We start from the raw sequence: 26,993 nt of genomic DNA, 5'->3' as shown, positions 1-26,993 counted from the left end.
GCACAAGTGATATCGCGGCGCTCCGCGCCGCGACCACGAGGATGCGATTCCTCCCAGGGCTGAAGCCCTGGGGTTCCTCGCAAGAATCCGCTGAACAGGTACCGGAAGGCGACCTCGGGGAGGAACTGCCCGGCCGAGGAGCCGGTGGCCGGACGTTGGTTCGTCTCGATGCTGTGCGCTGACCCGGCCAGCCAGCCAGCCCCACCCCGCCACCGACAGCGGTGTTGTTACGTCACCGAGGTCAGCGTCGCGTAGACCACGACATTGCCTTGGTAGCCGGTCTCTTCGGCGTATTCACCCCCACAGGTGATCACCCGCAGTTCTGGCAGGTGTGAAGTGCCGTAGACCTTCTCGTCTGGAAACGCCTCCTTGTCGTAGAGCTCCACAGCGTCGACGGTGAAGACGGCTGTTCGCTGGTCTGCTCGGGTGATCTCGATGGTGTCGCCCTTGGCCAGCGCCCCGAGGCGGTAGAAGACCCCGGGGCCTTCCGGAGTGTCGACATGTCCCGTCGTGACGGCCGTCCCCACTGAGCCGGGAGTCGTGCCGTCGCCGTACCACCCGGCAAAGCCTGGCATACCGGCCGATGGCGGGCGCAGTGCCCCTGTCTCATCGAGGGTCAGTTCCGTCATTGGAGCATTCACACCGATGGCGGGGACCCGCAGCCGGACCGGATCCGACTGGGGCAGTGCCGGCACAGAGGGGTACCGGGCCGAGACGGTGCTGCTGGGACCGGGTCGTACGGAGGGGGAGAAGGACTGTGCGGTCGAAGGTTGCGGAGGCTGTTCATCCCGGAGCGCCGTGCTCACCAGCATCATGCCCGTCACCAGAGCGCAGGCGAGAAACTTGGTGGAGGCGGTGAACGTGGGAGAAGGATCGACGGGCTTGTCCCCGGGTTCCATCGTTGGGGAGCCTCCGCTTCGGGCCGAAATGATTGAAGGCAGGGTGATCCTGAGCCCCCGGACCGACACGGGCTCGGGGGCTGTGGCAGAGCAGAGCGTCAGGTGCGGGCACCGGCCGGGCGGCGCCGCATCTTGATCGCGCCTCCGGCGGCGGCTACGGCGAGCAGCGCCGTCCCGAGGGCAAGCTGCGCGCCCTTGTCGTTCGCCGCCCCGAAACCAGCGTCGATCGCGCCGCTCGGGTTGCCGGCGCCGACCCGGTACGCGCCCGTGATCTTGACTCGGGGCGGGCACTTGAGAGTGACGGCGTATTCACCGGCCTCGGTTCCATCCGGCACCTCGAATTCGCCGGTCAGTACGCCCTCACGGTCGCCTGAGAAGAGATGAAACTTGCCTCCTGCCTCAGACTCGCCCTTCCCGTAGGTCTCCGAGCCGCAGGCTGTGGTGCTGACGGTGACGGTAGAGCCTGGGGCGGCGTGTCTCGGGCTGATGTGGATACTTGCTTCACCGGTGGGGTCGCTCGCGGCTGCTGCGGCCGGGCTTGACAGGCCGACGGCACCGAGAACCAGACCGATGCCGACGCCTACACACTTGATACGCATGAAGTTCCTCCGCGGAGCAGGGGCCGGCCGGAATGCGCGGCACCTTTTACTGCTCCGCTCATGAGGGAACCGACAGACCGTCAGGGCTGCAACACGACATACGGACGGATGGGTCATCCGGCCAGGCCCAGCGACTGCACTCCTATGATCATTTACGCAGGTGAGCGCCCCCGACGGCGAGATTGGAAGAATGCCCCGGACAGGCGACCAACGGCCCAGCGTCCATCTTCGAGATGATCTTGAAAAGGCAGGCGCGGACGGCACGCGCGACTCCGACTGCACACGCGCCCACGCGGTCCACACACCCGCACCGACCTGTCGTCCGGCGGCATCCGCGACGCCACCGCCATCACGACCTACGACGACACGACCGGCGCGGCCCTGACGGTCGACGACTCGGCCGACGATGCCGTCACCTGCGACGAGCAGTGCACCCCCACCACCTTCGATCCGGATCCCGATGCTGACGCTGACAGGCGTACTCCTCTGAAGTAGCCGATAACCAGGCGCACTTGGAAGTGGCATGAGCCCGTCAGCTGTGAGTGTCCGCCACCCGGGGCCTTTCTGGAACGCTCTCCTGGAAGTTTCACCGGGTTTCGTCGCGGCAGGCGTAGGCTCCTCTTCCTCTGCTCAAGAAGACGGGCACAGTGCCGCGCGTGATGGTCATGGAATGGTTCCGTTCCCACGGCACCGCCCACCGGGAGGTCCAGCCTCCGTGGAGCACCGTTCCCACAAAGGCCTCAACAACCCGGCCGAGAACAGCCACCAGCCCACCCGGTAGCGCGAGCGCGGCCCCCGACCTGCACGAAGTCCTGGGCTGGTGCCGACACGAGGGCGTGACGCACGTGATCCTCGACGGCACGCTGATCGAGTCGGACCGCCTCGCGGGCGTCCGCGGCAACGGCCATGACCTGTGGTTCAGCCAGTAGCACAAGCCGTTCGGCGGTGACATCCAGATCCTGTCCGCCCCGGACGGCGCCCCGCTGTGGGTCTGCGACGGCGAACCCGGCTCCACCCCCGACATCACCGCCGCCCGCATCCACGCGCGATACAAGGCGGCGGCCCGCAGCCTGCCGACCCTCGCGGACAAGGGCCACATCGGCGCCGGCATTGGCATCGTCATCCCCGTCCGCCGCCCAAAGGGCAAGTCCGGACAGGTACTTCACGTCGACACCCGCATGTTCAACACCCTGGTGCGGCACGTCCACGCCCGGGCGAGCGCACCGCCGCAGAGTTCAAGCAGCCATGGCGCGCCCTCGAGCACGTCACGCTCAACCCCAGCCGAATCGGAGACATCGCCCGCGCCGCCCTCGTCCTCAACGGAATCTGGAAGTGAGCACCGTTGGGAAAACCTCGGTGACTTGAGACGAGCCCCGGAATTTCCGGGCCCCTGGAGCGCGGTGGGGGGCCGCGGGGCGGCCAGCGTCTGGCGGCCCGTCAGTGGGCGAACAGCGGCGACACGGCGGCCTCCGAACTACTGTTCCAATACGTCACGCGGGCCTTGTCGTCCACGCGCACGCCGCCCTTCGGCATCTCCAGGAGTACGCCCTCGCCCGTGTTGGTGTCGGGGCTCTGACCGTGCGGCGCGAGCGCCATGTTCTTCACGAGGGTGCTGACGTCCTTGTTGCTCTGGCGCAGGAGCAGACCCGCGTACGCCCCCTCGCCGGGGGTAAGGGTCACTTCCGTCTGCGGCTTGGAGTTCTCGAAGACCCCCACGAGCTGGCCGTGGCCGTCATCGAGCCGGAGTACCGGATAGGTCCGCAGCTTGCACGGCTTGGTGCTGGTGTTGGTGACGATCAGCAGGAGCTTCGAATCGTCCTTCGTGGGAGGCGCGGCCCACTCCACCTTGACGTCGGTGTAGGCGTCGGGACAGTTGCCGTCGATGCCCTTCGGGTCGCCCGCGGCCTCGCCCGGACGGCCCGGCGCGGAAGGCTTGGCAGAGGACGGCGCGGAGGTCGAGGTGGAAGCCTGCGTGGACGCGGAGACGGAAGGGGAGGTGGAGGCCTTCGGCGGCGGGGTGGCGCCGGCCTTGTCGCCGCTCGGCTCGCAGGCCGTGGCGGCCAGGAGTGCGGCGGCGGCGAGGCCAAGGGCGCCAAGCGTCCGGGCGTGGGTGGTCTTGCGGAAAGTGCGCATCATGAGCCCCCGTGGCTGCTGACGTACTGGGATTGGTCTTGACAGGATGCTCGCCCTGGCTCTGGAATCACGCCTCCCGCAAGGACTGTTACGGCTCTCGTACATGACGGTGACGGTCCCGTCCTGGCCGGGGTCAGGCCCTGATCAACGGCACTCCAAGGAGGCGGTCCACCTTCGCCGCAGGGATGGGAAACGCCGCACGGGGCACGTTCACGACGATCCCCTCGACCGCACTCCCGTCGTCCGGAAAGGCCGAGGCGTCGCACGGGTGCGACGTGTCGTACAGCAACAGGTCCCCAACCCCCACCGACGCATCACGCCTGCCGTGGGAGATGCCCTGCCGGCCTCTCAGGGTCAGGGCCAGGTGGTACAGCTCGGGGTCGGAGCGACGCACCAATGCGGACGTGCGACGCGAACGCAATGACGGATAGGCTTGGACCGCCGCGCCTCCACACCGCCCTCCCGCCAGCGGGCATACCAGGCATGGGCGGACTTCCGAGAGATCCGTAACCGCCGCTGAGCGGTGGCGGCGCCGCCCCTTGCGTGAATGACTCTGCAGCCTCGAACCGCACTTGCTCCCCCTGGCACCCGCAGGGAGGAGTTCCGCGTCCCTTGGGCCAGGGCACAACATGCGCCTACCCACACTGGTCGCAAGTCCTTCCGACACCCGGCCGTCGGCGTTCTCACCCTCGACTTCGACGCCGTGGAACTGCCCGCCAGCCCGGCCTGACCCTCACCGCTTACAGCGCCGCCCCCGGCACACCCGAGCACCAGCCCGCAGCTTCTTGCCGCCTGGGCCGCCACCGTGGGTTACAGCGGTCCAGGCAGCCGCATTGCTGGCCGCAAGCAACGGCATCGGCCGCTTCGTTTACACCCCGATCCTGCCGCTGATGCACGACCAGGTCGGCCTCTCGGCCACGAGCGGGGCGAACCTGGCGAGAGCCAACTATGTCGGCTACCTGGCCGGCGCGCTGACCGGCAGCTTCGCGCCCCAGCTGGTCCGCTCCCGCCTGGTGATGCGTGCCTCGATGATCGCGATGGCTGCCTCTCTCGCTCTGATGCCATTCACGCAGGACGTCGCGCTCTGGTCAGGCCGCCGAAACCCTTCGCGGCCCATGGGTAGCCTCAGCGAGGTTTGACAGCCGGGGTGTCCCGGCATCCGGATCACGACGTCGCCTGTGTGGCGGAGGGCCTGCTCGTTGGCCGGTCGGCTCCCCACGGCGGTCTTGGGACGGGCCGAAGCCGCGGCGGGCGCCGACCGGGGTCAGCGGCACGGCGTCGTCAGTTGTTGAGCAGCTCGATCAGGGCGTCGGCCGCCGGAGCGGAGGAGGCCGGGTTCTGCCCGGTGATCAGCAGACCGTCCTGGAGGACGTAGGGCTGCCAGTCGCCGGTCTGGGAGTAGACGCCTCCGAGCTTGGTGAGTTCGTCCTCGACCAGGAAGGGCACTACGTCGGTGAGCTGGACAGCCTCCTCCTCGGAGTTGGCGAATCCGGTGACCTTCTTGCCCGAGACCAGCGGGGTGCCGTCCTCGTTGACGGTGTGCCGCAATACGCCGGGTGCATGGCACACCAATGCCACCGGCTTACCCGAGCGCAGTGTCGACTCGATCAGCCGCACGGAGACGGTGTCCTCGGCCAGGTCCCACAGTGGTCCGTGCCCGCCGGGGTAGAAGACCGCATCGAAGTCGCCGGCCGACACCGAGTCCAGGCGCACGGTGTTCGCCAGCGCCTCGGTCGCCTCCGGGTCGGCCTCGAAGCGCCGGGTGTCGTCGGTCTGGAAGTCGGGTTCGTTGCTCTTGGGGTCCAGCGGCGGCTGTCCGCCCTTGGGCGAGGCGAGCACGATCTGCGCGCCGGCCTCCCTGAAGCGGTAGTACGGCGCCGCCAGCTCCTCCAGCCAGAACCCGGTCTTAAGGCCGGTGTTGCCCAGCTCATCGTGCGAGGTGAGAACGATCAGAACCTTCATGACACGCTCCTTGTGAGTCAGTAGACCAGTCTACTATTTGAGGTGAAGAGGGAGCCCCATAACCGGGGCGGGCATGGGGCTCGCACCTTCTACAGGTGCAGCAATCTGCGGGTCACCGCTGCGACGGTGTCGAGCGGCTCCAGACTGCGATGGATCTTGGCCATGACGCTTGCGCCGAGCCACATGTCGTACAGGGCCTGTGCGACGTCGCGGGCCTCGCCGTCGACCGAGAGGGAGCCGTCCTCCAGGCCGCTGTTGATCGTGCGCTCGATGCGGTCGACGATTGCACCGGTGCCTTCCTTCAGGGCCAGGCGCATCGACTCGGACAAGTCCGCGACCTCGGCGCCGAGTTTCACGGCCAGGCACTTGCCCTGGCACTCCTCGATGCTCTGTGTCTCCCGCCACTGCTGCCAGTAGGCCATCAGCCGCTCGGCTGCCGGCTGACCGGGCCGGGCGAGAATGCCGTCCATGTCCGTGAGGTAGTCCGCGAAGTAGTTCTTCAGGATCGCTTCACCGAAGGCGTCCTTCGAGGCGAAGTAGTGATAGAAGGACCCCTTCGGCACGCCGGCCTCCGCGAGCACCTCATTGATGCCGACGGCGGAGTAACCCTTGCGGGCCATGATCCGCTGGGCGGTCTCGAGGATGATCCGACGAGTGTCCGTGGTGCGCGTGGTGACCGGCATGAGTGGACCGTAACATCCGAGTAGACCAGTCGTCTACCAGGTCGCGGCAGAGGGCTTTGTTCGGCTTCATCACGTGATGTCGGTCAATTTCGCCTTGGCCGTGGTGCCGGATGTTCATGACGTTGAGCGGCGTTCTGATGGTGTCGTGTTCGAAGTTCGCGATAAGTGACAGCACCGGCTCGGTGGCGCTGTTACCCGCCGGCGTCTCCGGCTGTTGAGAGGCAGTCGCTCAGATCGCGCAGAGCGACCAGGTCGCGATGCCGCTCGTCGGCATCAGGGCGCGTGAGGTCGCTGAAGTCCCTGGAGGAGGAGAGCGATCAGGCGTCGAGGGTCGTAGCGGGAGTCGTTGTCGCGTCCGACGCAGAGGCCCCCTCCGACCGGTCGGCGCCCTGACCGGGACGTCGCGCGAATAACTCGGCAGCCTCGAACCGCACTTGCTCCCGCCGGGCCCGCTGCTTCGCGGTCAGGCCACCCCCATCGGGATACCGCATCCTCCACGGATACACCCACCCGCGAGATCACCGTCACCCTAGGACGATAACCTCAGTAGTCTTCCCCGGTGCACACGTACGAGGAACTCACCCCAGCAGAACGCCAGTTGTGGGACGGCTACCCCACTGGCCATCCGGTGGATTTCCGCACGGGTCGCCCAGAGGATGACCCCGGGAACGGGGACAGCTGGGGCGGAGAGCGGACGGTCAGGGCCAGTGTCGTCAGCGCCCTGCTCCTTGGACGTAACCCTGGGCAGCCGGGGAGCGTTCCGGCGCTGCGACTTGCCGGGGCCCGGATCAGCGGCGTTCTCGATCTGAGCGGAGCCGAGATCGTGCACGGCATGTGGTTCGAGGAGTGCTGGTTCGAGCAGGGCGTGGGACTCTACGGAGCCGCGACCCGGACGGTCGAGATCAAGGGCAGCAGACTTCCCGGACTCGATCTCACGATGGCGCGGGTCGAGGGCAGCGTGGTCCTTCGGCGTACCGTCATCAACGGCAGGCTGAAGCTGTTGAACGCGCGCGTAGGGGGTGAGTTGACACTCAGCGACGCAGTCATTTCCTCCCCTGGCGACTGGGCTGTCTTCGCCGGCGGACTCGTCATGGAAGGCGGACTGTTCTGCCGTAGAACTGCCGTGGACGGCGGAATACGTCTGCTAGGGGCGCAGCTGCCGGGCGGCCTGCACATGGAGCGGGCGCGGCTACGGCATGCCGAGGGTGTCGCACTCCTGGCCGACCACGCGGTGGTGAGCAGTCTGGCGCTGTCCGAAGGGTTCAGCGCCGAGGGGACGATCAGTCTGCGCGGCGCGCAGATAGCAGACCAGTTGACGTTTGACGGCGCCGTCCTCCGGGCCCGTGGAGCCGCACTGGACTGCTCCCGCATGCAGGCCGGAGTCCTCGTCTTCACCCCGGGCGAGCCGCCGTCCGGCCTGGTGGACCTGCAGGACGCCCGAGCGGCGGCCGTTCACGACCGAGCAGACGCCTGGCCCGACACCGTACGTCTACAGGGCTTCACCTACGGATCCCTCCATGAGAGCGGCGACGTCCATGCGGCCTCGGTCGAGCAGCGCGTGGCATGGATACGGCGCCACCCGGGATACGCCGCCCAGCCTTACGAGCAACTGGCTGTCTGGTACCGGCAGATAGGGCACGACGACGACGCCCGCCGTGTACTACTGGCCAAACAGCGCCATCGCAGGAAAGCTCTGGGGCTGCCCGCCCGGCTGTGGGGACACCTCCTCGACTGGACGGTCGGATACGGCTACCGACCCTGGCGCGCGGGCGTGTGGCTCGCGGCGCTCATCCTGTTCGGCACCGCGGTCTTCGGGGCGCACTCGCCCCGGTCGACCGACCCCGGTCAGGTGCCGCCCTTCAACGCATTCGTCTACACGCTCGACCTGTTGATCCCCATCGGCGGTCTCGGCCAACGCACATCCTGGTATTGGCAGGCGGGAGCCACGGCCTGGCTGGCCTACGCGCTCATGGCCGCGGGATGGATCCTGACAACGGCAGTCCTCGCCGGGATCACCCGCACCCTGAACCGGAACTGACCACCCTCGCGGCCTGTGCAGTCGACGGCGAGCGACACCCGTAGATCACGGCAGGTTTGATCTTGATCTACGGGTCTGGCTCGTTTTTGGGCGTGGCCGTGGCCCATGTGAAGCGGGCGTTCAGGTACCGCTTCTATCCGACGGATGCGCAGGCAGGCGAGCTGTCGCGCAGATGGTCTCCCGCCGCGCGGTGTAGGCCGTGAGCATCTCTGCGGGGGTCCGGTACAGCACACACTGCCGTAGCGGCCCTTCGGGCACGCTCGGATCCTCGAAGTCGTCGGCCGGGTTTCGCATCATGCCGATCCGGCGCATCACCGCCTGGGAAGGAAGGTTGTTGACGGTCGTGGACGCAACCACCTCCGGCAGCCCGAGGGCCTCGAAGCCGAAGGCCAGGCAGGCCAGGGCGGCCTCGGTGGCGTAACCGTGACCCCACGCCGAACGCATCAACCGCCATCCGATATCCACCCCCGTGAAGGGCATGTCCTCGCTGACCTCGTCCAAGCCGACGCGGCCGATGAACTCACCTGTCCTTCTTGCTTCCAGCGCCCACCACCCAAAGCCTCGGTTGTCGAACTCGGCCTGCATGACTGCCACCGTGGCATCGCTTTGCTCCCGCGTCAGCAGTTCCCCCAGGTGCTCTCGGACTTCGGGATCGGCGTTCATCGCCGCCCACGGCTCAAGGTCGGACTCCCGCCACCGGCGAAGCAGGAGACGATCGGTGCGCAGTTCAGGCATGCCCCACAGCTAACGCGATCAGGATCCGCGTGGCGATCGCTTATATCGAGCCGTGCGGTCCTCGCCAATGCCAGGCCCGCTGCGGAGATTCTCAGGGCCTACACCACCCGGCGGGACGCCATCGTCGTGCACGTTCGGGTGCGTGCGGAAGGTCTTCAACCTGACGCTCGTCGCCCGCACGCAGGCGTGGGTGTGGCAGGAAGGGTGTGGCAGGAACGGTCAACTACAACCAGACCTCCGCCATGCTGACGGCGTGGAAGAAGACCGAGGAACTGGCCTTCCTGGGCGACGTGTCGTCGGTGCCGCTGCGGCAGACGCTGCGGCACCTGCAGAGTGCGTGCACCCACTTCTTCGCCAAGCGGGCGAAGTACCCGCGTTTCAAGTCGCGGAAGAAGTCGCGGAAGACGGCGCAGTACACCACCAGCGGGTTCCGCGTCCGCGGCGGCCGGCTGATCCTGGCGGCCGGTCCGGCCGCCGCTGACGCCCTCACGGAGCGGAGGTTGAGGAACTCGCGGCCAGCATTGCCGAGGGACGTGCCGTACTCGACTGACCGGCCGCCGCGGCGAGGTCACTGGCGCAGCGGAAGCCGAGCCTTCCGGAGGAGGACTCCGGGCCGTTGGCGAGGCGGGAGGCGACCCCGTAGCGGTCGCGGTAGTAGTCGTGACATGTACGAGGCGCCGCGCAGGACCCTCACGGCCCCGGTCTCCGGGCCGTGCGGGTCAGCGGCGGCCACCTGGGCGTAGTGGAGGGGCGAGCACTGGTCGGCGCGCGCCTCGATCCGGCGGGACGACTCGTCGCCGAACCGGGCCACCGGGCCGAGCTCGTCGACGCGCCGCAGCAAAGCGCCCGCCGCGCGGGTTCCGTCTCGGGTCCGCGGGTGACCAGCCCCTCGCGGACCGGCGGCTACGTGATTGCCGTGCGACGCCCGACGAAGTGGGTGAGCTGCACGCTACCCAGCAGGACGATGGCGATGAGCCCGAAGAGCGCGGTCATCCCGATCTGAGTGCCCAGCACGGCGCAGCCGACGGTCCCGGCGAGGACGCCGATGCCGGCCGAGATGCGGAATTTCGCCAGGCCGGCCGAGGAGTCGCCGACCTGCGCGACCACCAGCACGGGGAGGCTCGCGGTCGCCCCGGCGAGGCTGACGCCGAACAGAACCGACATCGCCAGGTAGACCGTCAGATCGGAGGTGAGGGCGAGCACGGTCGCGCATACCGTTCCCAGCGCGAACGCGGTGAGGAGCACGGCGACGACTCCGACGCGCCGGATGAGGCGGTACGCCACGGTGAGGACGGCAATCTCGAAAGCGGACATGAGCGCGATCGCGAGGGCGATCGTGACGGTGGGGTACTGGCGTGCCGCGCCCGCGAGCGGAAGAGCGGTGAACAGCACGCCGCCGCGGAGGAATTCGCCGCACATCGCCAGCACGAGAGCGGCGCCGCCGCCGGTCGACTTGCCGAATCGAGGCAGGCCGAGCCGCGGTCGCGGCAGGCCGGGCGGCGGCGCCAGGTTCGGCAGCGCGGCGGCGAGCGCGGCGGCGACTACCAGCGCGCAGACACCGGTGACGACGAGCGCGATCCGATAGCCCGCTTCGCCGCTGATCATTCCGGCGAGCAGCAACCCGCCGGGCGACCCGACCGCACCGCCGAAGAGGAAGGCGGCGTTGAACCGCCCCAGGGCGCGGGCGGTATCCCCGGCTGCCGGGCGCACCCGCACGGCCGCCTGCAGGCCGGCGCCGAGCATCATCCCGCCGCCGAAGCCCTGCACGACCCGGGACGCCATCAGCAGCACGTTGTCGTGTGCCAGTCCCATCCCGATGGACGACAAGCCGAACAGGGACAGCCCGATGGTGAGGGCGACCCTGGCGTCCAGGCCAGGGACGAGCCTGGTGCCGAACACGTCGATGAGGATGACGCCCACTGCCGAGGTCAGCATGAAGATGCCGATGTACACGCTGCTTCGCGAGAGCTCGCGGCCGAACAGCACCTCCAGCGGAGCGGTGAAGCTCATCGTCACTCCGGCGGCCGCCATCAAGGGCAGGAACCACCGCACCCGACGCGTCCATACCGCACCACGTTCGGCGTACTCGACCGACAGTCCCACCGGCCACCTCCCGACGCTGGGCAGTGGGAGCACCGACGGTTCGACGCCCCAGAGATCCGCCTGCGCCAGGAGACCCCGCCGACATGACCCCGACGATTCCTTACGGTTCTGGATGTATTGCGCGGGCACGTCGCCACAGGCGCCAGCCCGACACCGGCGCTAGACAGGCCGCTGGGCGAGCAGTTCGTAGGACCGCAGGCGGGCGGTGTGATCGCCCACGAGGTCGCAGATCATCAGCTCCTGAGCTCCGCTCTCGGCGCCGATCAGCGCGAGCTGCTCGCGCATCCGCTCCGGTGACCCGGACAGGTGGCGTGGCCAGTGACCGGGTTTGACGGTCACCGGTGCCGGAACGTGGCCGAGTTCGGCGAGCGCCCGCGCCGGGGTCGGCAGTGGCAGATCGACGGCGGGGTCGCGCTCCGCGACACGGCGGGCGTGCAGCTCGGCGCCCGCGCGCAACCGGTCGGCCTCGTCGTCGGTCGGGGCGCAGACCGCGCTGACGGCGAGCATCGCGTACGGCACCGCCCCGCCGGAAGACGGGCGGAACGCCGAGCGGTAGATCGACAGCACCGACGGCGCGTCCCGCGGATTGAGGTACGCGGCGAAGCAGTACCGCATGCCGAGTTGGCCGGCCAGGACGGCGCTCTCGGCACTGGACCCGAGCAGCCATGGCTGTGGCCCGCCCGCGACGCCCGGGGAGAGCGGATACGCGGCATAAGGGTGCTCCGGCGGGAAGTCGTGCGAGAGCCACGCCAGCAGTTCGGCCAACTGCTCCCGATATCCCATCAGCGCGGTCGCCGCGGCCAGCGCGGCGAACATGGGGTCGTCGTCGTAGTCATCCGCGCCACCCAGGGCCGCCTCCACCGGCGGTGGGCTGCTGCCCCGCCCCACGCCCAGGTCGATGCGGCCGGGGAACAGGGCGTGCAGTACGCGGAAAGTATCGGCCACTTTGTACGGACGGTACTTGTCGATCAGCACCGCCCCCGAGCCGACGCGGATCCGCGAGGTCAGCGTGGCCAGGTGCGCTATCAGCACCTCGGGTGCCGACCCCGCGTTGCGGTGGCCGATGCCGTGGTGCTCGGCGACCCAGTACCGTTCGTACCCCGCTCGCTCCGCGACCGAGATCAGCTCCGCGCTCTGCCGGAAGGCATCCGTGCCCGTCCCGCCGGGCGGGACGGGCGAGATGTCCAGGACCGAGTAACGCAAATCAGAACTCGCGCAATGTGTCGCGCAGGTGCGACGTCGTGTACTGCGTGCGGGTCAGCCCGCGACGCTGCAGGGCGGGGACGAGCCCTTCGCAGATCTCGGTGATGTACTGCTTGCTGACTCGCATGTACGGGGCGCTGATCAGGAAGCCGTCTCCGCCGCCCATCGCTTCGTTGGCCTCTTCCATCCTTTCGGCGACCTGATCGGGCGTGCCGACCAGTTCGATGGAGTCCGATGTCCCGCCGTTGTCGAGGACGAGCTGACGCAGCGTCTTGTTGCTGCCCCACTGGGCGAACTTGTCCAATGAGCCCCGCTCACCGTTGGTCTCCAGACGGGGGAGCGGCTTGTCGAGGTCGAACTGGGAGAAGTCGATGTCGGTGACGGACGACAGGCCGGCCAGCGACTGCATGATCGCGTCGGGATCGGAGTCCATGCGCTGCTTCTTCGCATGCGCTTCCTCCTCGGTGGCGCCGAGGACAGGGCCGATCACGAACAGCACCTTGATGTCGTCGGGGTTGCGGCCCTGTGCCGCGGCCCGGGCCCTTACGTCATCCCGGTAGGCCTTCATCCCCTCCACCCCGTTGGCCACGGCGATGATCGAGTCGGCGGACTTGGCGGCGAACTGCCTGCCGCGCGGCGACCCGCCCGCCTGGACGAAGACAGGACGGCCCTGCGGCGAGCGCACCGTGTTCAGCGGGCCGCGGGACTTGTAGTACGTGCCGGAGAAATTGATGGGGCGGACCTTCTTGAAGTCCGCGTACGTGTTGGTCTCCCGGTCGCGGACCACCGCGTCCGGCTCCCACGAGTCCCACAGCTTGCACACCAGGTCGACGTACTCATCCGCCTTGTCGTAGCGCAGGTCGTGCTCGGTGAGCTTGTCCATTCCGAAGTTCTGCGCCGAGCCGTCCTCGCCCGAGGTGACGATGTTCCAGCCGAAGCGCCCCTCGGCGATGCTGTCCAGCGTGGAGCAGAGCCGGGCGAGCATGAAGGGCGGGTAGAAGGTCGTCGACATCGTCGCGACCACGCCCATCTTGCTGGTGGCCGCCGCCATGATCGCGGCCAGAGGCGCCGGGTCGCCCTTGGGCGCCATGCTGGCGTACTTCAGGTACGCCTCGGAGGTGCCGCCGTAGGCCTCGGACACCATGAGGGTGTCCTCGATCATGATGTAGTCGAAGCAGGCCCGCTCCATCGCCTGGGCCATCTCGATGTAGAACTTCCCGTTCCAGGGCATGCCGTCGTTGCCGAACGGGGTGTTCCACTCGTTCGTCGTGAAGTTCATGAACCAGCCCATGTGGAACTGCTTGCCGGCCATGTCAGAACTCCCGCAGGTGATCGCGCAGCATGGTGGTGGTGTACTCCTGCCGGGTGCGGCCCATTTTCTGCAACGCGGGTATCAGGCCGTCGGTGATCTCGGTGACGTAGCGGCGGTTGAGCCGCATCACCGGGCTGGTGATGAGGAACCCATCGCCGCCGACCTCGTCCATCACCGCGGCCATCTCCGCGGCGACCTCCTCGGGCGTGCCGGTGAACTGGACGTTGCCGCTCAGGCCGCTGCCGGTGACCAGCTCGCGCAGCGTCTTGTCCTTGCCGCGGGAGATGAAGCTGTTCAGCGCGCCGCGTTCGCCGTTCGTCCACACTTCCGGCAGGGGCTTGTCGAGGTCGAACTGGGCGAAGTCGATCTCGGTGATGGATGAGATCTCGGCGAGCATGTACTCGATGTAGCGAGGGTCGTTGAACCACCGCTCCCGCTTGGCCAGTGCCTCCTCCCTCGTGTCGGCGACGATCGGGGCGACGATGTAGAGCACCTTGCAGTGCGCGGGGTCGCGGCCATGGGCGCGCATCCGGGCGTGGATGTCGTCGCGGTAAGCCTTCATCGCCTCGACACCGTCCGACGGGGCGACGATCGTGTCGGCGTGCTGCGCCGCGAGCTCGCGCCCCGGAGGTGACGCGCCGGCCTGGGCGATCGAGGGGCGGTGTTGCGGGGACGGCGCGGTGTTCAGCGGCCCTCGGGACCTGAAGTACTTGCCTTCGAAGTCGATCGTGTGGACCTTCGTGTGGTCGGCGTACGTACCGGTCGCGTAGTCGCGCACGATCGCGTCCGGCTCCCACGACTCCCAGAGCCTGCTGACAAGCTCCAGGTACTCGCTGGCACGGACGTAGCGCTCGTCGTGCTCGTAGAGCTTGTCGAGACCGAAGTTCTGCGCCGCCCGGTCCTCGCCCGACGTCACGACGTTCCAGCCGAACCGTCCCTTGGTGATGTGGTCGATGGTGCTGGACAGCCGGGCCAGCAGGAACGGGGGATAGAAGCTGGTCGACATCGTCGGGATGATGCCCAGCCGGCTCGTGGCATTGCCCATCAGCAGGGCGAGCGGAACCGGGTCGTGCTTGGGGTTCACCCCGTGCTTGAGGTCGTGCTCCATCGTGCCGCCGAAAGCTGTCGACACCATCAGCTTGTCCTCGATCAGCACATAATCGAATTTGGCCCGCTCCAGATCCCTGGCCATCTCGACGTAGAAGTCACCGGTGAAGTCCCGTCCGCCGTCGCCCCAGTTCCCGTTCCATTCGTCCGCGACGAAGTTCAGAAACCATCCCAGATGAAACTTACCTGCCATGCCTTGCCTTCCTCTCCATGCGCTCATATCGAGAGGACCAGCGGGCCGTTACCTCGCAATGTCTGCCCGGTACCCCCGGCATTGCGCTGCCGGGACCGCCGATAGAACTCAAGCCTGGACACGCTGCTCACAGCTACTCGGTCCGCGCGTCAAGGCGCTGGGGGTCCGGTCATCTCCCGTGCGACGAATCGAGACCGGCCGAGTGGACCCTGGATGCCCTGGCCGCAGTGGCGCGGGCCGAGGGGATCGAGGTGGGCCGCTCACAGGTCCGGCGCATCCTGCTTGTCGAAGGCGTGCGCTGGCGCCGCACTCAATCCTGGACGCGCTCGAAAGACCCGGAGTTCGTCCCCCCCCCGCTCCCGGGCGGCAGCAGGCCACCGAACTCCCGGCATCCGGGAATGCGACTGCCGCTCTACCAGATCGAAGATCAGCGTGAGGGGAGAACCCGCTCAGGTGTTCTGCGAGCTCTGCGGTGCCATCTCCTTCGGCCTGGTCACGGTCCTGATCCGCGTGGTCGGTGCCACCGAGAACCACTCTGTGCGGTTCCGCCGGTACCACCTGGAGGACATGGGTCGGGTACGGGTGCGGAAGGTGTGCGAGTTGGAGGAGCGCGAGGTCTTTCAGTCCGAGATCGGCAAGGGCTATGAGTGGTCGAAGGACCGGATCGTCGCCGTCAGTACTGCCGACCTGCGGGAGCAACCGGTCAAGCGTCTGGACTTACCGTCTCCCGGCTTACCGTCGTGGGTGACCGCATCAGCTGTGGGCTGCCCAGCAGCGTTGCCATCAGCGCGACCAGCCCCACCACGGCCGACACGAGCATCGCCAGCCGGGTACCGAGCAGGCCGGCCGTAACGCCAAGGATCACCATGCCGGACGGCAGCGCGAGGCCGATCGTGGTGCTCAGCAGGCCGAGGGCGGCAGTGCGTTCGTGGGGGTGGACGGCGTCCACCGACAGGGTGGCCTGCATCGTGCCGAAGTAAGCCTGACCGATCCCTGCCACGCCGAGTGCGAGCAGAGCCACCGCCACTGCCGGGGCGTAGGACAACACGCCCAGGCAGCACAGGCAGAGCGCTACCGCGAACGCGTAGGAAGCGCCCGGCCGCCGGGCCGGCCAGATGACCAGCGCCGCCGCCGTCACCAGTTGCACTGTGCCGGCGGCGGAGCCGATCACCCCGGCCATCGCCGCCCCGGCGCCCAGGCCGTTCGCGATGACCGGGACGAGGGGCATGAACGCGAAGTAGGAGAGGTTGCAGATCACCGTCACCAAGAGGACCACCCTGAGCGCCGGCGAGCGCCGCAGCAACTGCCAACCCGTCGGGCCAGGCGCGGCCGTGGACGTGGAGTCCGGCCCGGCGGTCGCGGGCGCGTCGGCCGGCATCCCGCGGGTCGCGCGCCACAGCAGGACGGTGGAGCAGCCGAGCAGCACCGTGGGAACAGCGAACGCGGCGCCGAGGCCGAACATTCCGATGGTGACGCCGCCGATCAGCGGGCCGAGCATCGTCGCGCTCGCCAGGCCCGCCATCTCGGCGCTGAGTGCACGATGCGAGTGCTCAGGCCCGGCGATGCGGAACAGCAGCTCGCGCTGCGCGGTCATGTTCACCAGGCCGCCGAACCCGTACGCGAGCTCGAACAGGTACACCATCCAGGTCTGGACGGCACCGGTGCTCACGACCGCGATCATCACCGCCGAGATCGGCAGCAGCGCGAGTTCGGTGAAGAGAACCAGTCGGCGGGGCTCCACGTCGCGTCGCGTCCTGGAGGCGACGTAGGCACCCAGCAGCATGGGCGAGAACATGGCGAATCCGGCGAGCTGGTTGTCGATCGGGCGCCCGCCCAGGTGAGTCACCAGGTATGTCCCGAGGAAAAGCCCGTCCCAGCGCGTCAGATGCCACAGCCACGAGCTGATCAACACCTTCGGGAGGGATCCACGCCGGTCTCCACGCATAGCCATGTCCACACGGCCCACCGAAGGACACTGCCGTCACCTGGAAGAGTCCGCCCGATGCCCGGCCGATTGCGCTGGTGTTCGGGGTGGCGCTCGCTCAGACGGCGACGCGCGGGTCGGCGACCGATTGCACGGGGTCGAGGCTGATGTCCGTGATCACATGGAGCGCGACCATCGCCCAGCGTCGCCACCGGCGATCGCCTTGATGTCCCCGACGTCGATCGCCTGCGCGGCGAACAGCCCGATGCCCTGACGGGCGAAAGTCAGCTCCACGAGTTGCGCGGCGCGGGCATGATCAGGATCCGCTTCTCACCCAGGCGCCGCAGGATGAGCGTCCAACCGCCCGTGGCCCCGACCCCGCCGCCGCAGGATGAGCGTCCAACCGCCCGACGCCCCGACGCCCCGACGCCCCGACGCCCCGACGTCCCGACGTCCCGACCGCGCCGCCGCAGCCCGTCGGCGTCGCACGCGGCGATCAGCGACGCGACGCTGATACCGTCGACCGCCTTCAACGATGCGCGCCGGGTCCCTTCAGCCGGGGACCCGGCGCCAGAGCTCCTGGTCAGGCCCTGACCCAGGCCTGACCAGGGCTTGATCAGGCCCTCTTCAAGGCCTGCGGCCAGAAGATGGTCGGGTAGAAGGAGTTGTCCTCGATCCCGCTCACGTACGTGTGCGCGATCGTGGAGTTCGGCGTGATACACAGCGGGATCCAGATGGCGTCGCCGAGGATGATCTTGCTGCAGGTCGCGTAAACCGCCTCCATCTTCGCGGTCGTCGGCTGCTTGATCGCCACGTCCATCAGTTTGTCGAGCTTCGGGTTCGAATACTGGAAGAAGTTCAGCGGCTTGGCACCGGTGCGCAGCAGGATCCGCAGCGTGGTGTCGAGGTGCAGCGCGTCCCCGCCGAGGAAGGAGACCAGGATGTCCGGCCGCTTGGAGGGCGGCTGGTTGGGCAGGTCGAACTCCTCCGACGTCGGCATCTCGCGGACGGTGACGTCGAGGCCCAGCGCAGCCAGTTGGGTCTGGATGAGTTCGGCCATCTGCTGCCGCGGCGCGCCGCCGTCGGCGCCCCAGGCCAGATCGATTTTCTTCCCCTTCAGGCTTGGCGCCAACGCCTTCAGCGGAGCGGTGTCCACCTCAGCCGGGAACGGTGCCAGCCTCGAGGAGAGCGTGCGCTCCGGAAACAGCCCCTTCTGGACCGTGGCGAGGCCGCTCCACGCCGTGTCGACGATCGGCTTGCGGTCCAGGGCGGTGAGCATGGCCCTGCGAAGCGCCTTATCGGCGAAGACGCCGGCCGTCGGGTTCAGCCAGATCGCCTCGCCCACGCCGCCGAAGGAATTGACGACTCTGAACTGCGAGTTCTTCTGGTACTGCAGCACGTCCCGGACCGCGAAGCCCTTGGTCACCATGTCGAACGCGCCCGCGTCGAGCTGCAGCTTCTGCGTCGCGATGCTCGGGGTGATCGCGATACGGACGGTCTTGAACGCGGGCTTCTGGCCCCAGTAGTCCGGGAACGCCTCAAGCGTGTAGTGGCTGCCCGCCACGAACTCCTTGATGATGTACGGCCCGGTGCCCGCGTCATGCGTCTTCAGCCACCCCTTTGCGAGATCGCCGCCGACGGCGTGTTTGGTCACCGCGGTCGGACTCGTCGCCAGTGGTTGCCATGGGCAGGCCATGTAGTGCAGGAACGCGTTGTTCGGCGACTTGAGCGTCACGACGAACGTGGTGGGGTCGGGCGCCGCGGTCTTGGCCACTCCCGCGACCATGTAGGCGGGCCCCTGGGCGACCTTGGCGCGCCGCGCGAAGGTCTTCCGCCACGCCTCCGCGTCCGCGGGCGTGCCGTCGTGGAACTTCACGTTCGGCTGCAACTTGAAGGTGTACGTCAGCTGGTCCGGCGAGAGCGTCCATGACTTCGCCAGCCCCGGGAGGAACTCCGAGCTGCCTGGCTTGTAGCGGACAAGTCCCTCGTAGGCGGATTCCATGACCTGGACGCCTTCGCCCTCGTACATGATGTCCGGGTCGGGAACCTGCATATCGGCCAGGAACGGAATCCGCAGGGTGAGCTTCGAACCGCCCGACCCCCCGCCGCCGCTGCCGTCGGGGCCGCATGCGGCGATCAGCGACGCGAGGCTGATACCGCCGATAGCGAGACCGCCGGCCTTCAAGAATCCGCGGCGGTCCAATCCAGCCGGAAAGTCCGGCGATCTCTGCTGTTGGCGTGCCGTTATATCCACCAATGACTCCTGCTCTGCTTCCACTGCCGACCTGAAAGCACGGCATGCGCTGGCGTGCCTCCACTTTTCCGAGCAGTAGAACTGCGTCAGGTGACGCAGTCGCGTCGCATCAGTACCTCTCCTATTGCGCCGTCAGAAATCGAGGAGGTTCTCGCGGAACGTGCTGTGGTTGTAGCCGTCCCTGATGAGGCCGCGCTTGCGCAGGGCGGGCGCCAGGCCGTCCGCGATCTCGGCGATGTTGCGCCGTGTGACGGTTGGCGACAACAGGAATCCGTCGCCGCCGATCTCCTCCATCGCCTCGCCCATCTTCGACGCCACGGTGTCGGGCGAGCCGACGAACGCGAGGCCGGCGTGGGTGTCGACGGTGGCGATGGCCTCGCGCAGCGTCTTGCCGCGGGCGCCTTCGATGAACGTACGCAGGGTGCTCGTCTCGCCGTTGCCCCAGACGTCCGGGACCTCCTTGTCGAGGTCGAACGTGGAGAAATCGAATTCTCCGCCGGAGGTGTAGCTCAGCCCCCACAGCCCCCGTTCGATCGCCTGGTCGCTCCAGCGGGCGGCCTTCATGTCCTCCACGCGCGCCTGCGCGACGCGATCGCTGTCACCGAGCACCGGGTCGATGAGGAAGAGGATCTTCAGCGTGCTCGGATCGCGACCGTACTCCTTCATACGGCGGTGCATGTCCTGCCGGAACGCCTTCATCTGCTCGATGCTGGTGCCGTGCGCGAGCATCGACTCGGCGTACTTGGCGGCCAGGTCACGGCCCGCGGGCGAGGCCCCGGCCTGCACGATGACCGGTCGGCGCTGCGGCCCGGGGATGGTGTTGAGCGGCCCGCGGGTCTTGAAGTACTTCCCCTCGAAATCGACCGGGTGCACCTTCGTGTGGTCGGCGTAGCGCGGCGTCTCCTGGTCGACGAGGACGGCACCCTCCTCCCACGAGTCCCACAACGCCCCGACGGCTTCCATCCATTCCTTGGCCATCTCGTACCGCTCGCTGTGCTGCATCAGCGTGTCGTACCCGTACTGCTGCGCCGCGCGCGACGAGCTCCCGGTGACCACGTTCAACCCGACCCGCCCCTCGGTGAGGTGGTCGAGGGTGGTCATCGTCCTGGCCGCCATGAAGGGGTGGTAGAAGCTCGTCGACAAGGTCACCGCGATGCCGATGTGCTTCGTCCGCTGCGCCAGCAGCGGGATCAGCGGGACGGGGTCGCTCTTCGGGGCCAGCAGCCCGTACTTGAGCGTCGTCTCCATCGAGCGGCCGTAGGCGTCCTCGACCATGCTCGTGTCCTCGACCAGCAGGTAGTCGAAGCGAGCCCGCTCCAGCGCCGCTGCCAGGTCGACGAACAGGTCGCCCGTCATCCAGTCGTGGCCGGTATTACCCGCCCACGGGTCCATCGCCCAGGTCTGAACGCTGAAGCCACTGCCCATGAACCAGCCCAAATGAAACATGACCCCAACCTGGCTCTCCGATGTTTCCGCGCACCGAGTCATGCAGTTGCGCCCGCATTGCGCTGCCGGCGTGTCCTGTCACCAGGCAAGAGGCAAGGGCTGCCCTGGCACAGTTCCGGGAACTGAACCTCGATCGTTCACGACTCGTGGAGACCTCGACCTTGTGGGCGAGGTCTGACCGTTGATGGAGAGGTGGCATCTCGTCGTGGCCGGTGTGATCACGGCGTCAAAGGCCGTCCGTGGAGCTTGGCTCTGGAGGACACAGGGCTGCCGGTCGCCGCGTACCGGCACCACTACGCCATGCTCGGCAGCGCCCGTCCCGGCCTCGGGACATCCCTTGGCGGGGACCCGCCCTCACCGCTCCGGCCACCGGTTGGCCGGTGGCCGCGGGTTGCCGGCCGGTAGGCGTGCCTCCGGACCGGAGCGCGGGTCAGGTGGACAGCGATCGGAGGGCGGACAGGTCGGCGGTGGTGGGATACCGCCAGACGAGGTAGCCGAGGGGGACCCCTGTTCGGTCGGCCAGCCACTCGTGGTTGAGCTCGCTGGGGCCGGCCTGCCGGGCGGCATCGATCAGCAGCCGGATGCGGCGAGTGGCCCGGTCGGATGCGATGACGCGATGGTCACGCGGCCTTTTGCGGCGAGCGCCGTGCCAGCGCCCGTACCTGGTGTCTTCAACCTTCATGCCGGGGAGTCAAGCGCGCCGCTGTTGCTCGAGAGTCACTCTCCGGTTGCGGGCCCTTTGCGCCGGGCCCGGCGGAGCTTCGAGGGAGAAGGGCGGCGTGCTGTGGCCCTTTGCCGACGTCCGAAGGCGCGTCGGCAGGGTGCGCGTCACAGCGCCACAGACGGCGTAATCCATATGTCACCGCCGACTCGTCCGCCCGCAATGGCGGTCCGTCGCACTGGTCCTGGACAATCCTCGACCACTCCGTCCCCCCCTGTGCCGAAGGAGCAGACAAAGATGGACTCGATCTTGGGCAGCATCGTCCCCCGCGTGCCGTTCGGTGTGCTACCGAAGCTTCGCCGGAACTCGGAGAGGTCAACGACCAAGCAGGCGGGGCTCATCGCGGGACGGGTCGAGCACGGCGACCGGCGGGGCCGCGAACTCGGCTTCCCCACCGCCAACCTCGTGCTGGACGACGAGAACGTGAGCGACGGAGTGTGGGCCGGGCTGGTGCACCTGCCCGACGGCGCCACGTACGGGGCGGCCGTGTCGGTCGGCCGGCGGGCCACCTTTTACGGTCGCGACGGGATCCGTGTCCTCGAAGCACACCTGCTGGACTTCTCCGGCGACCTCTACGGTCAGTGGCTGCGCGTAGGGCTCGATCACAGGATCCGACCGCAGCGCCGTTTCTCCGACGTCGATGCGCTGGTGACACAGATGCATCAGGACATCGCCGATGCCCGGCTCTGGCTGCACGCGAACGCGCGCCCGCAAGTATCCGGCGGCATCGCCGACTTGCCCTGAGTGGCGCTCTGTTGTCCGAGGGTCACCGGAGCGCAATACGTACGTCGCATTCGAGGACGATTCAGGCAACACTCCACTGCTTCCATGGCCAGGCTGGACGAACGCCTCTTCGAAGGGGGTTTCCTCGTGGCAGATGACCTGTTGCCCCGTCAGGGCGCACAACCGAGGCCGCCAACGGTGTCGACCCACCCTGTCGGGCCGGTGCGCCCCGAGACGGTGTACCAACGGCACCGACAGACTCCGGACCGGCTGAACAACTCCATGCGCAGGGCCTACGACCTGCTGCGTTCCTCCCTGCAAAGCAGTCCCGAGAGCCTGTACTTGGTCGAGAGTGAGCTGACCGAGTCCTTGTCGGCCAGCCGCAACACCGTGCGTGCGGTCCTGCAGCTCCTGGCGAAGGACGGTCTGGTCACGCGCAGCCCGAAGCGCGGGACGCGCTCTGCCCACGTGACGACCTTGCGGATCAACCAGATCGCCCCCGTCGAGGCTTTCGGCGGCGAGCGGGCCGTCCACACCCAGCTCCGTGCCCTGGATTACCAGATCCTGGGCTGTCCGGGCCTGGTGCGTGAGCGACTGCAGCTCGTGGGGGACTGGACCGTGCTCATGATGGAGTCGCTCGTCCTGCGGCACGAACTGGTGCTGGGCATCCTGGTGAGCTACGTCGCGCTGAGCCCCGAGCAGTCCCGGGACGTCGTCGTCGACGAACCGGACGCGATCTTGTTCCTGGAGAAGCACTTCGACATCAGGATCCGCGGAACCAAGTCGACGACGATCGGTGCGACCGCGGCCGACGCGCAGTCCGCGCGGCTGGTGGGTGTGGACATCGGAGCGCCCATGCTCTTCCTGGAAGACGTCCTGGAGGACGAGCACGGCCAGGCCAGGGCGCTGTCGCAGTTCCGGCTGCGGAGCGACTTGATCGCCTTCCAGACCCACGCCGTTCGAACGGGCTGACACCCGCCGATCAGCCTGCCGAGGACAGCCCACGACCCCACCCGCCTGGCGGATGGGGTCGTGGGCTGTCCTCACTCGCTGCGGGCGGCACTCGTCACCATCGCCGCCCACAGCGCCGCGTACTGGCCTGCGAGTTTGAGGAGTTCGTCGTGGGAGCCGTCCTCGACGATCAGCCCGTTGTCCACGACCAGGATGCGCTGGGAGGCTCGTGCCGTCTGGAGCCGATGCGCGATCAGCAGCGTCGTACGCCCCCGCGCCACCAGTCCCATCGCTCGCTGGACGCGTGCCTCCGTGGCGAGGTCCAGGTTGGCCGTCGCCTCGTCGAGCAGCAGGATCGCGGGGTCGACGAGGAGTGCCCGGGCCAGGCTCAGCAGCTGGCGTTGGCCGGCCGACAGTGACCGGCCCTGCTCGCTCACCGGGGTGTGGTAGCCGAGCGGCAGTTCGGCGATGAAGGCATGCGCGCCCACCGCGCGGGCGGTCTGTTCCACGAGGAGGTCCGGCGCCTCGGGGTTCCCGTAGGCGATGTTGGAACGGATCGTTCCCGAGAACAGGAAGGGTTCCTGGGGGACGAACCCGAGCTGGTGGCGGTAGGCCGCCAGGTCGAGCTGCTTGATCGGGATGCCGTCGAGGCTCACCGTGCCCGCAGACGTGTCGTAGAACCGGGCCACCAACTTGACCAGGGTCGACTTGCCCGCACCGGTGGTGCCGACCAGGGCGACGACCTGCCCGGGCGGGATCTCGAGGCTCACGTCGTCCATCGCGACCAGGCCGGTGCTCTCGTAGGCGAACGTCGCGTGGTCCAGGGAGATCCGTCCGGACAGGCGCTTCGGGGCGACGGCGTCCTCGGCGAGCGGGGTACCCGTCGGCGTCTGCAGGAGCTCTCGCAGCTGGACGACCGCGACCTTCGCCTGCAGCCATTGGTCGAAGACGAAGGACAGCTGCTGGATCGGCGTGAAGAACTGGTCGAGGTAGAGCAGGAAGGCGATCAACAGCCCGTAGGACAGGTCACCCGCAATGACACGCGGAGCGGCGACCACGAGCGCGATGGCCTTGGCGACGGTGCTCAGCAACTGGAGCAGCGGGAAGAACCGGGCCATCAGCTCGGCCGAGCGAATCCGGGCCTCGCAGTAGGAGTCTGCCAGCACCGCGAACCGCTGTTCGTTCGCCTGCTGCTGGGAGTAGGCCTGGCTGACCGCGACGCCGGCGAGGCTCTCCTGCATGTCGGCGTAGAGCATCGACACCCGGTCGCGCGCGATCAGGTACGTCCTCCCCGAGGCGGAGCGGAACCACAGCGTCGAGACCAGCAGGACCGGCAGTACCGCCGAGACCGCGAGGGCGAGTTGGGCGTCGAAGACGACGAGTCCGACGGCGATGCCGGCACACGCCAACAGACTCACCATCGCGGTCAGCAGTCCCTGCTGCAACAGCTGGGCGAAGGCCTCGACGTCGGAGGTCATCCGGGTCATGATCTTGCCGGCCATGTGCTGCTCGTAGTAGTTGAGCGACAGTCGTTGCAGGTGCGCGAACGTGCGCACCCGCAGCCCGAACAGCATGCGTTCGGCGATGAGCTGGGCGAAGTAGATCATCACCCTGCTGTTGACCCAGATGACGCCCTGGATGGCCAGGAGGGCCACGCAGATCCAGGCCAGCGTCCGTTGGGAGTGATGCAGGACGCCGTGGTCGATGCCCAGTCTGATCAGCACCGGCGTCGAGATCCACGAGACGGCGTCGACGACCACCATGACCGAGGCCAGCAGCAGCGGCTTGGTGAAGGACCGGAAGACGCTCCCCATGGTGAACCGGTCGTGCGGCGCGACTGCCTCCGCGAGGTCGATGTCGGGCTCGCCGCGCAGTTCGGGAAGGCGTTCCACGGCCTTGAGCAGCGTGGGCGACACGGTGGCCAGGCCAGCGAGGGTCGAGGTGTCGCCGCTCATGCCGGGGCCGTGCGAGCCGGACGCCGCCCGCGTGGCGGCCTCGCTGGTGTGGCTGCTGATCTTGGGCGCGCCCAGCCGTGACACGTCCTCGGGCCAGGCGGGTCGGTCCAGCTCGGTGACCGGTTCCTCAGGTTCTTCCTCGAAGTCCGCGTCGGGTCCGGTCAGCAGCTCACGGAAGAGCGGGGAGCCAGCGAGCAGCTCTTCGGTGGTTCCGACGTCGACGATCCGGCCGCGGTCGAGGACGATGACCCGGTCCGCCAGACGCAGGGTCGAGTGCCGGTGGGCGATCAGCACGGTCGTCCGATGGGCGAGGACTTCCCCCAGCGAGCGGTGGATGGCGTGTTCCGTCCGTGCGTCGATGGCGGACGTGGCGTCGTCGAGGATCAGCACCTGGGGGTTGGTCAGTGCCGCCCGGGCGAGTGCGAGTCGCTGCCGTTGCCCGCCGGACAGGGTGAAGCCGCGTTCGCCCACGGCGGTGTGGTAGCCGTCGGGGAGTCCCGAGATGAAGCCGTGCGCGCCTGCCGCGACGGCCGCGTGCTCCACCTCGTCGACGGTGGCCGTCGGTCTGCCGAACGCGATGTTGTCGCGGATCGTCGTCGAGAAGAGGAAGCCTTCCTCGAACACGATCCCGACAGCGGCGCGCAGCGAGGTCAGGGTGTACTCGCGGATGTCGCGGCCGTCGATGCGCACCACTCCCGACGTGGGGTCGTGGAACCGTGCGATGAGGTGGGCCAGGGTGGACTTCCCGGAACCCGAGGCGCCCACGATGGCGATCCGCTCTCCCGGGTTCACCCGCAGCGAGATGTCGTGCAACACGCGTTCGCCGCCGGGGTAATGGAAGTCGACATGCTGGAGCTCGACCAGGCCTGCGGGGTCCTCCAGCCGGACGGCGTGGGGACGCTCCTGCACGCGGGCCTGCGTCGACAGCAGCTCGACGACCCGCTGGGCGCCGGCGCGCGCCTGCTGGCTGGTGGCCATCAGACCGGACAGGAAGCGCACCGGGGCGACCAGCTGAAGGACGTAGCTGGAGAAGGCGAGGAACACGCCGAGTGAGACCTGGCCCTCCATGACGAGCCAGCCCCCGAAGCCGAGGATGGCCAGCTGGGTGAGACCGGGGATGGCGTCCATGCCGGCGCCGAACACCGCGGTGATCCTCGCGGTGCGGAGCCGGGACTGGAAAAGCTTGCGCGCCTCGCCGTTGAGCGATGCCTGCTCCTGCTCCTCCTGCCCGAAAGCCTTGACGACCCGTACTCCGGTGACCGCCTCCTCCACGACCCCGGCCACGCTGCCCTGGAACCGCTGGTCCATCCAGCTCGCGGGAAACGACCGGCTGCGGAACGTCATGGCCACGGCGAGGAACATGGGTACGGCCACCACCATCACCGCTGCCAGCAGCGGGGAGAGGGCGACCATCACGGCCAGCGACACGACGAGCAGGGTGACGTTGCCGTAGGCCAGGCCCAGTTGCTGGAGGAACATCTGGATCAGGGTGAGGTCCGATGTCGCGCGGGACATCACGTCCCCGGCACGCATCTCGTCGCGCCGCGAGGCGTCCAGGTACTGCATGTGCCGGTGCAGCTTGATCTGGAGGTCCCGCTGGACGTGCACGGCGGCTCGCCCGCCGATCGTGCGGCGCAGGTAGTTCGCCACGAAGCTGACAAGTCCGGTGACGAGCAGGAGCATGATCCACACGGTTCTGGAACGCTTCTCGGAGAGGATCGTGTCGTCGAGGATGACCTGCTGGATCAGCGGTACGAGGCCCATCAGGCCCATCGCGGCGACGGCGAATCCGACGCCGAGCCAGATGCGGAAGCAGGCCCGCCGGTCGAGCACGGGTGCCAGCAGTTGGAGGGTCCCGCGCGCGTACACCGGACGACGCTGGTTCTCCACCTCCACCTCCGCCTCCACCTCCAGGTCGGGCTCGGGGGAGTCTGCTTCGCGCATGTCGAGTGGAGCGGTCACGGGCGTATGAGAGTGGTCGTGGTCATGGGCACAGGAGAAGGGGCGCGGATTTCCGCGCCCCTTCCCATGCGTTGCCGGCCGATTGCGCCC

At 68.1% G+C, this 26,993-nt stretch carries 20 protein-coding genes and 6 pseudogenes; 10 read left to right on the top strand and 16 right to left on the bottom strand.

Translation table 11 applies throughout. The features are described from left to right. Positions 1-227: 227 nt before the first annotated feature. Together ACFYO2_RS44390 and ACFYO2_RS44385 are read right to left on the bottom strand one after the other, a co-directional pair. Positions 228-815 carry a class F sortase gene (locus tag ACFYO2_RS44390; RefSeq protein ID WP_388361747.1) on the bottom strand — a complete coding sequence of 196 codons (588 nt, stop codon included), beginning with the start codon at positions 813-815 and terminating at the stop codon, positions 228-230. 182 nt (positions 816-997) lie between these two features. Continuing rightward, complete coding sequence (locus ACFYO2_RS44385; protein ID WP_388361740.1) at positions 998-1,234, bottom strand: hypothetical protein; 237 nt, start codon at positions 1,232-1,234, stop codon at positions 998-1,000. Positions 1,235-2,124: 890 nt separating this feature from the next. On the opposite strand from ACFYO2_RS44385, the pseudogene ACFYO2_RS44380 reads away from it, so the two are divergent. Further along, positions 2,125-2,276: pseudogene (locus ACFYO2_RS44380) on the top strand (IS6 family transposase); the annotation flags it as partial. Between the two features lie 172 nt (positions 2,277-2,448). Next, a pseudogene (locus tag ACFYO2_RS44375) lies at positions 2,449-2,694 on the top strand (transposase family protein); the annotation flags it as partial. 241 nt (positions 2,695-2,935) lie between these two features. Here the strand turns inward: ACFYO2_RS44375 and ACFYO2_RS44370 are convergent. Next, a complete protein-coding gene (locus ACFYO2_RS44370) occupies positions 2,936-3,634 on the bottom strand; it encodes a DUF4232 domain-containing protein (protein WP_388361737.1) in 699 nt (232 codons plus the stop codon). 130 nt (positions 3,635-3,764) lie between these two features. Then, positions 3,765-4,262 carry a hypothetical protein gene (locus tag ACFYO2_RS44365; protein ID WP_388361745.1) on the bottom strand — a complete coding sequence of 166 codons (498 nt, stop codon included), beginning with the start codon at positions 4,260-4,262 and terminating at the stop codon, positions 3,765-3,767. Here ACFYO2_RS44365 and ACFYO2_RS44360 point away from each other — a divergent pair. Both ACFYO2_RS44360 and ACFYO2_RS44355 read left to right on the top strand, forming a co-directional pair. Further along, positions 4,218-4,436 (top strand): annotated as a pseudogene (locus ACFYO2_RS44360) (hypothetical protein); the annotation flags it as partial. The gene ACFYO2_RS44365 and the pseudogene ACFYO2_RS44360 sit on opposite strands and share 45 nt — an antisense overlap. A 28-nt stretch (positions 4,437-4,464) precedes the next feature. Continuing rightward, positions 4,465-4,770 (top strand): YbfB/YjiJ family MFS transporter, encoded by a 306-nt coding sequence (locus ACFYO2_RS44355; RefSeq protein ID WP_388361735.1) that lies wholly within the window; start codon positions 4,465-4,467, stop codon positions 4,768-4,770. Positions 4,771-4,912: 142 nt separating this feature from the next. Here the strand turns inward: ACFYO2_RS44355 and ACFYO2_RS44350 are convergent, their stop codons facing one another. Next, complete coding sequence (locus ACFYO2_RS44350; RefSeq protein ID WP_388361732.1) at positions 4,913-5,593, bottom strand: type 1 glutamine amidotransferase domain-containing protein; 681 nt, start codon at positions 5,591-5,593, stop codon at positions 4,913-4,915. Positions 5,594-5,682: 89 nt separating this feature from the next. Continuing rightward, the gene (locus tag ACFYO2_RS44345) at positions 5,683-6,276 is read right to left on the bottom strand and encodes a TetR/AcrR family transcriptional regulator (protein ID WP_388361731.1); all 594 of its coding nucleotides are present in this window, start codon (positions 6,274-6,276) and stop codon (positions 5,683-5,685) included. Between the two features lie 559 nt (positions 6,277-6,835). Here ACFYO2_RS44345 and ACFYO2_RS44340 point away from each other — a divergent pair. Beyond that, positions 6,836-8,314: an oxidoreductase gene (locus ACFYO2_RS44340; protein WP_388361728.1), complete on the top strand. Its 1,479-nt coding sequence runs from the start codon at positions 6,836-6,838 to the stop codon at positions 8,312-8,314. Between the two features lie 92 nt (positions 8,315-8,406). Further along, a pseudogene (locus ACFYO2_RS44335) lies at positions 8,407-8,457 on the top strand (hypothetical protein); the annotation flags it as partial. Here ACFYO2_RS44335 and ACFYO2_RS44330 read toward each other — a convergent pair. Further along, positions 8,435-9,049, bottom strand: a complete 615-nt coding sequence (locus ACFYO2_RS44330) for a GNAT family N-acetyltransferase (RefSeq protein ID WP_388361726.1) — start codon at positions 9,047-9,049, stop codon at positions 8,435-8,437. The pseudogene ACFYO2_RS44335 and the gene ACFYO2_RS44330 sit on opposite strands and share 23 nt — an antisense overlap. A gap of 67 nt (positions 9,050-9,116) precedes the next feature. Here ACFYO2_RS44330 and ACFYO2_RS44325 point away from each other — a divergent pair. Continuing rightward, a pseudogene (locus ACFYO2_RS44325) lies at positions 9,117-9,511 on the top strand (hypothetical protein); the annotation flags it as partial. Positions 9,512-9,952: 441 nt separating this feature from the next. Here ACFYO2_RS44325 and ACFYO2_RS44320 read toward each other — a convergent pair. Genes ACFYO2_RS44320 through ACFYO2_RS44305 form a run of 4 tightly spaced genes read right to left on the bottom strand, consistent with a single transcriptional unit; the run spans position 9,953 to position 14,967 of the window. Beyond that, positions 9,953-11,281 (bottom strand): MFS transporter, encoded by a 1,329-nt coding sequence (locus tag ACFYO2_RS44320; protein WP_388361723.1) that lies wholly within the window; start codon positions 11,279-11,281, stop codon positions 9,953-9,955. Positions 11,282-11,311: 30 nt separating this feature from the next. After that, positions 11,312-12,355, bottom strand: coding sequence for an MsnO8 family LLM class oxidoreductase (locus ACFYO2_RS44315; RefSeq protein WP_388361720.1), 1,044 nt, complete (start codon positions 12,353-12,355; stop codon positions 11,312-11,314). Between the two features lies 1 nt (position 12,356). Then, a complete protein-coding gene (locus ACFYO2_RS44310) occupies positions 12,357-13,667 on the bottom strand; it encodes an NtaA/DmoA family FMN-dependent monooxygenase (RefSeq protein ID WP_388361718.1) in 1,311 nt (436 codons plus the stop codon). Between the two features lies 1 nt (position 13,668). Next, positions 13,669-14,967, bottom strand: a complete 1,299-nt coding sequence (locus tag ACFYO2_RS44305) for an NtaA/DmoA family FMN-dependent monooxygenase (RefSeq protein WP_388361716.1) — start codon at positions 14,965-14,967, stop codon at positions 13,669-13,671. 453 nt (positions 14,968-15,420) lie between these two features. Between ACFYO2_RS44305 and ACFYO2_RS44300 the strand changes: the two are divergent. Continuing rightward, positions 15,421-15,672, top strand: a pseudogene (locus ACFYO2_RS44300) (Ku protein); the annotation flags it as partial. Here ACFYO2_RS44300 and ACFYO2_RS44295 read toward each other — a convergent pair. The 4 genes from ACFYO2_RS44295 to ACFYO2_RS44280 form a co-directional block, all read right to left on the bottom strand. Then, complete coding sequence (locus tag ACFYO2_RS44295) at positions 15,671-16,912, bottom strand: MFS transporter (protein WP_388361742.1); 1,242 nt, start codon at positions 16,910-16,912, stop codon at positions 15,671-15,673. The pseudogene ACFYO2_RS44300 and the gene ACFYO2_RS44295 overlap by 2 nt on opposite strands. Before the next feature lie 595 nt (positions 16,913-17,507). Further along, entirely contained in the window at positions 17,508-19,076 is a 1,569-nt protein-coding gene (locus tag ACFYO2_RS44290) for an ABC transporter substrate-binding protein (RefSeq protein ID WP_388361713.1), read from the bottom strand. Between the two features lie 201 nt (positions 19,077-19,277). Then, positions 19,278-20,591: an NtaA/DmoA family FMN-dependent monooxygenase gene (locus tag ACFYO2_RS44285; RefSeq protein WP_388361711.1), complete on the bottom strand. Its 1,314-nt coding sequence runs from the start codon at positions 20,589-20,591 to the stop codon at positions 19,278-19,280. A gap of 430 nt (positions 20,592-21,021) precedes the next feature. Further along, a complete protein-coding gene (locus ACFYO2_RS44280) occupies positions 21,022-21,273 on the bottom strand; it encodes a hypothetical protein (protein WP_388361708.1) in 252 nt (83 codons plus the stop codon). A 276-nt stretch (positions 21,274-21,549) separates the two neighbouring features. Between ACFYO2_RS44280 and ACFYO2_RS44275 the strand changes: the two genes are divergently transcribed. Beyond that, the gene (locus tag ACFYO2_RS44275; protein WP_388361706.1) at positions 21,550-22,056 is read left to right on the top strand and encodes a riboflavin kinase; all 507 of its coding nucleotides are present in this window, start codon (positions 21,550-21,552) and stop codon (positions 22,054-22,056) included. Positions 22,057-22,233: 177 nt separating this feature from the next. Then, a complete protein-coding gene (locus tag ACFYO2_RS44270; RefSeq protein ID WP_388361703.1) occupies positions 22,234-23,007 on the top strand; it encodes a GntR family transcriptional regulator in 774 nt (257 codons plus the stop codon). 71 nt (positions 23,008-23,078) lie between these two features. Here ACFYO2_RS44270 and ACFYO2_RS44265 read toward each other — a convergent pair whose 3' ends face one another. Then, a complete protein-coding gene (locus ACFYO2_RS44265) occupies positions 23,079-26,903 on the bottom strand; it encodes an ABC transporter ATP-binding protein (RefSeq protein WP_388361701.1) in 3,825 nt (1,274 codons plus the stop codon). Positions 26,904-26,993 lie beyond the last annotated feature (90 nt).

It is taken from the genome of Streptomyces sp. NPDC006602, assembly GCF_042870385.1.
Lineage (GTDB): Bacteria > Actinomycetota > Actinomycetes > Streptomycetales > Streptomycetaceae > Streptomyces.
The sequence above is the reverse complement of the archived record's forward strand: the minus strand, read 5'-3'. Positions and strand labels throughout refer to the sequence as shown.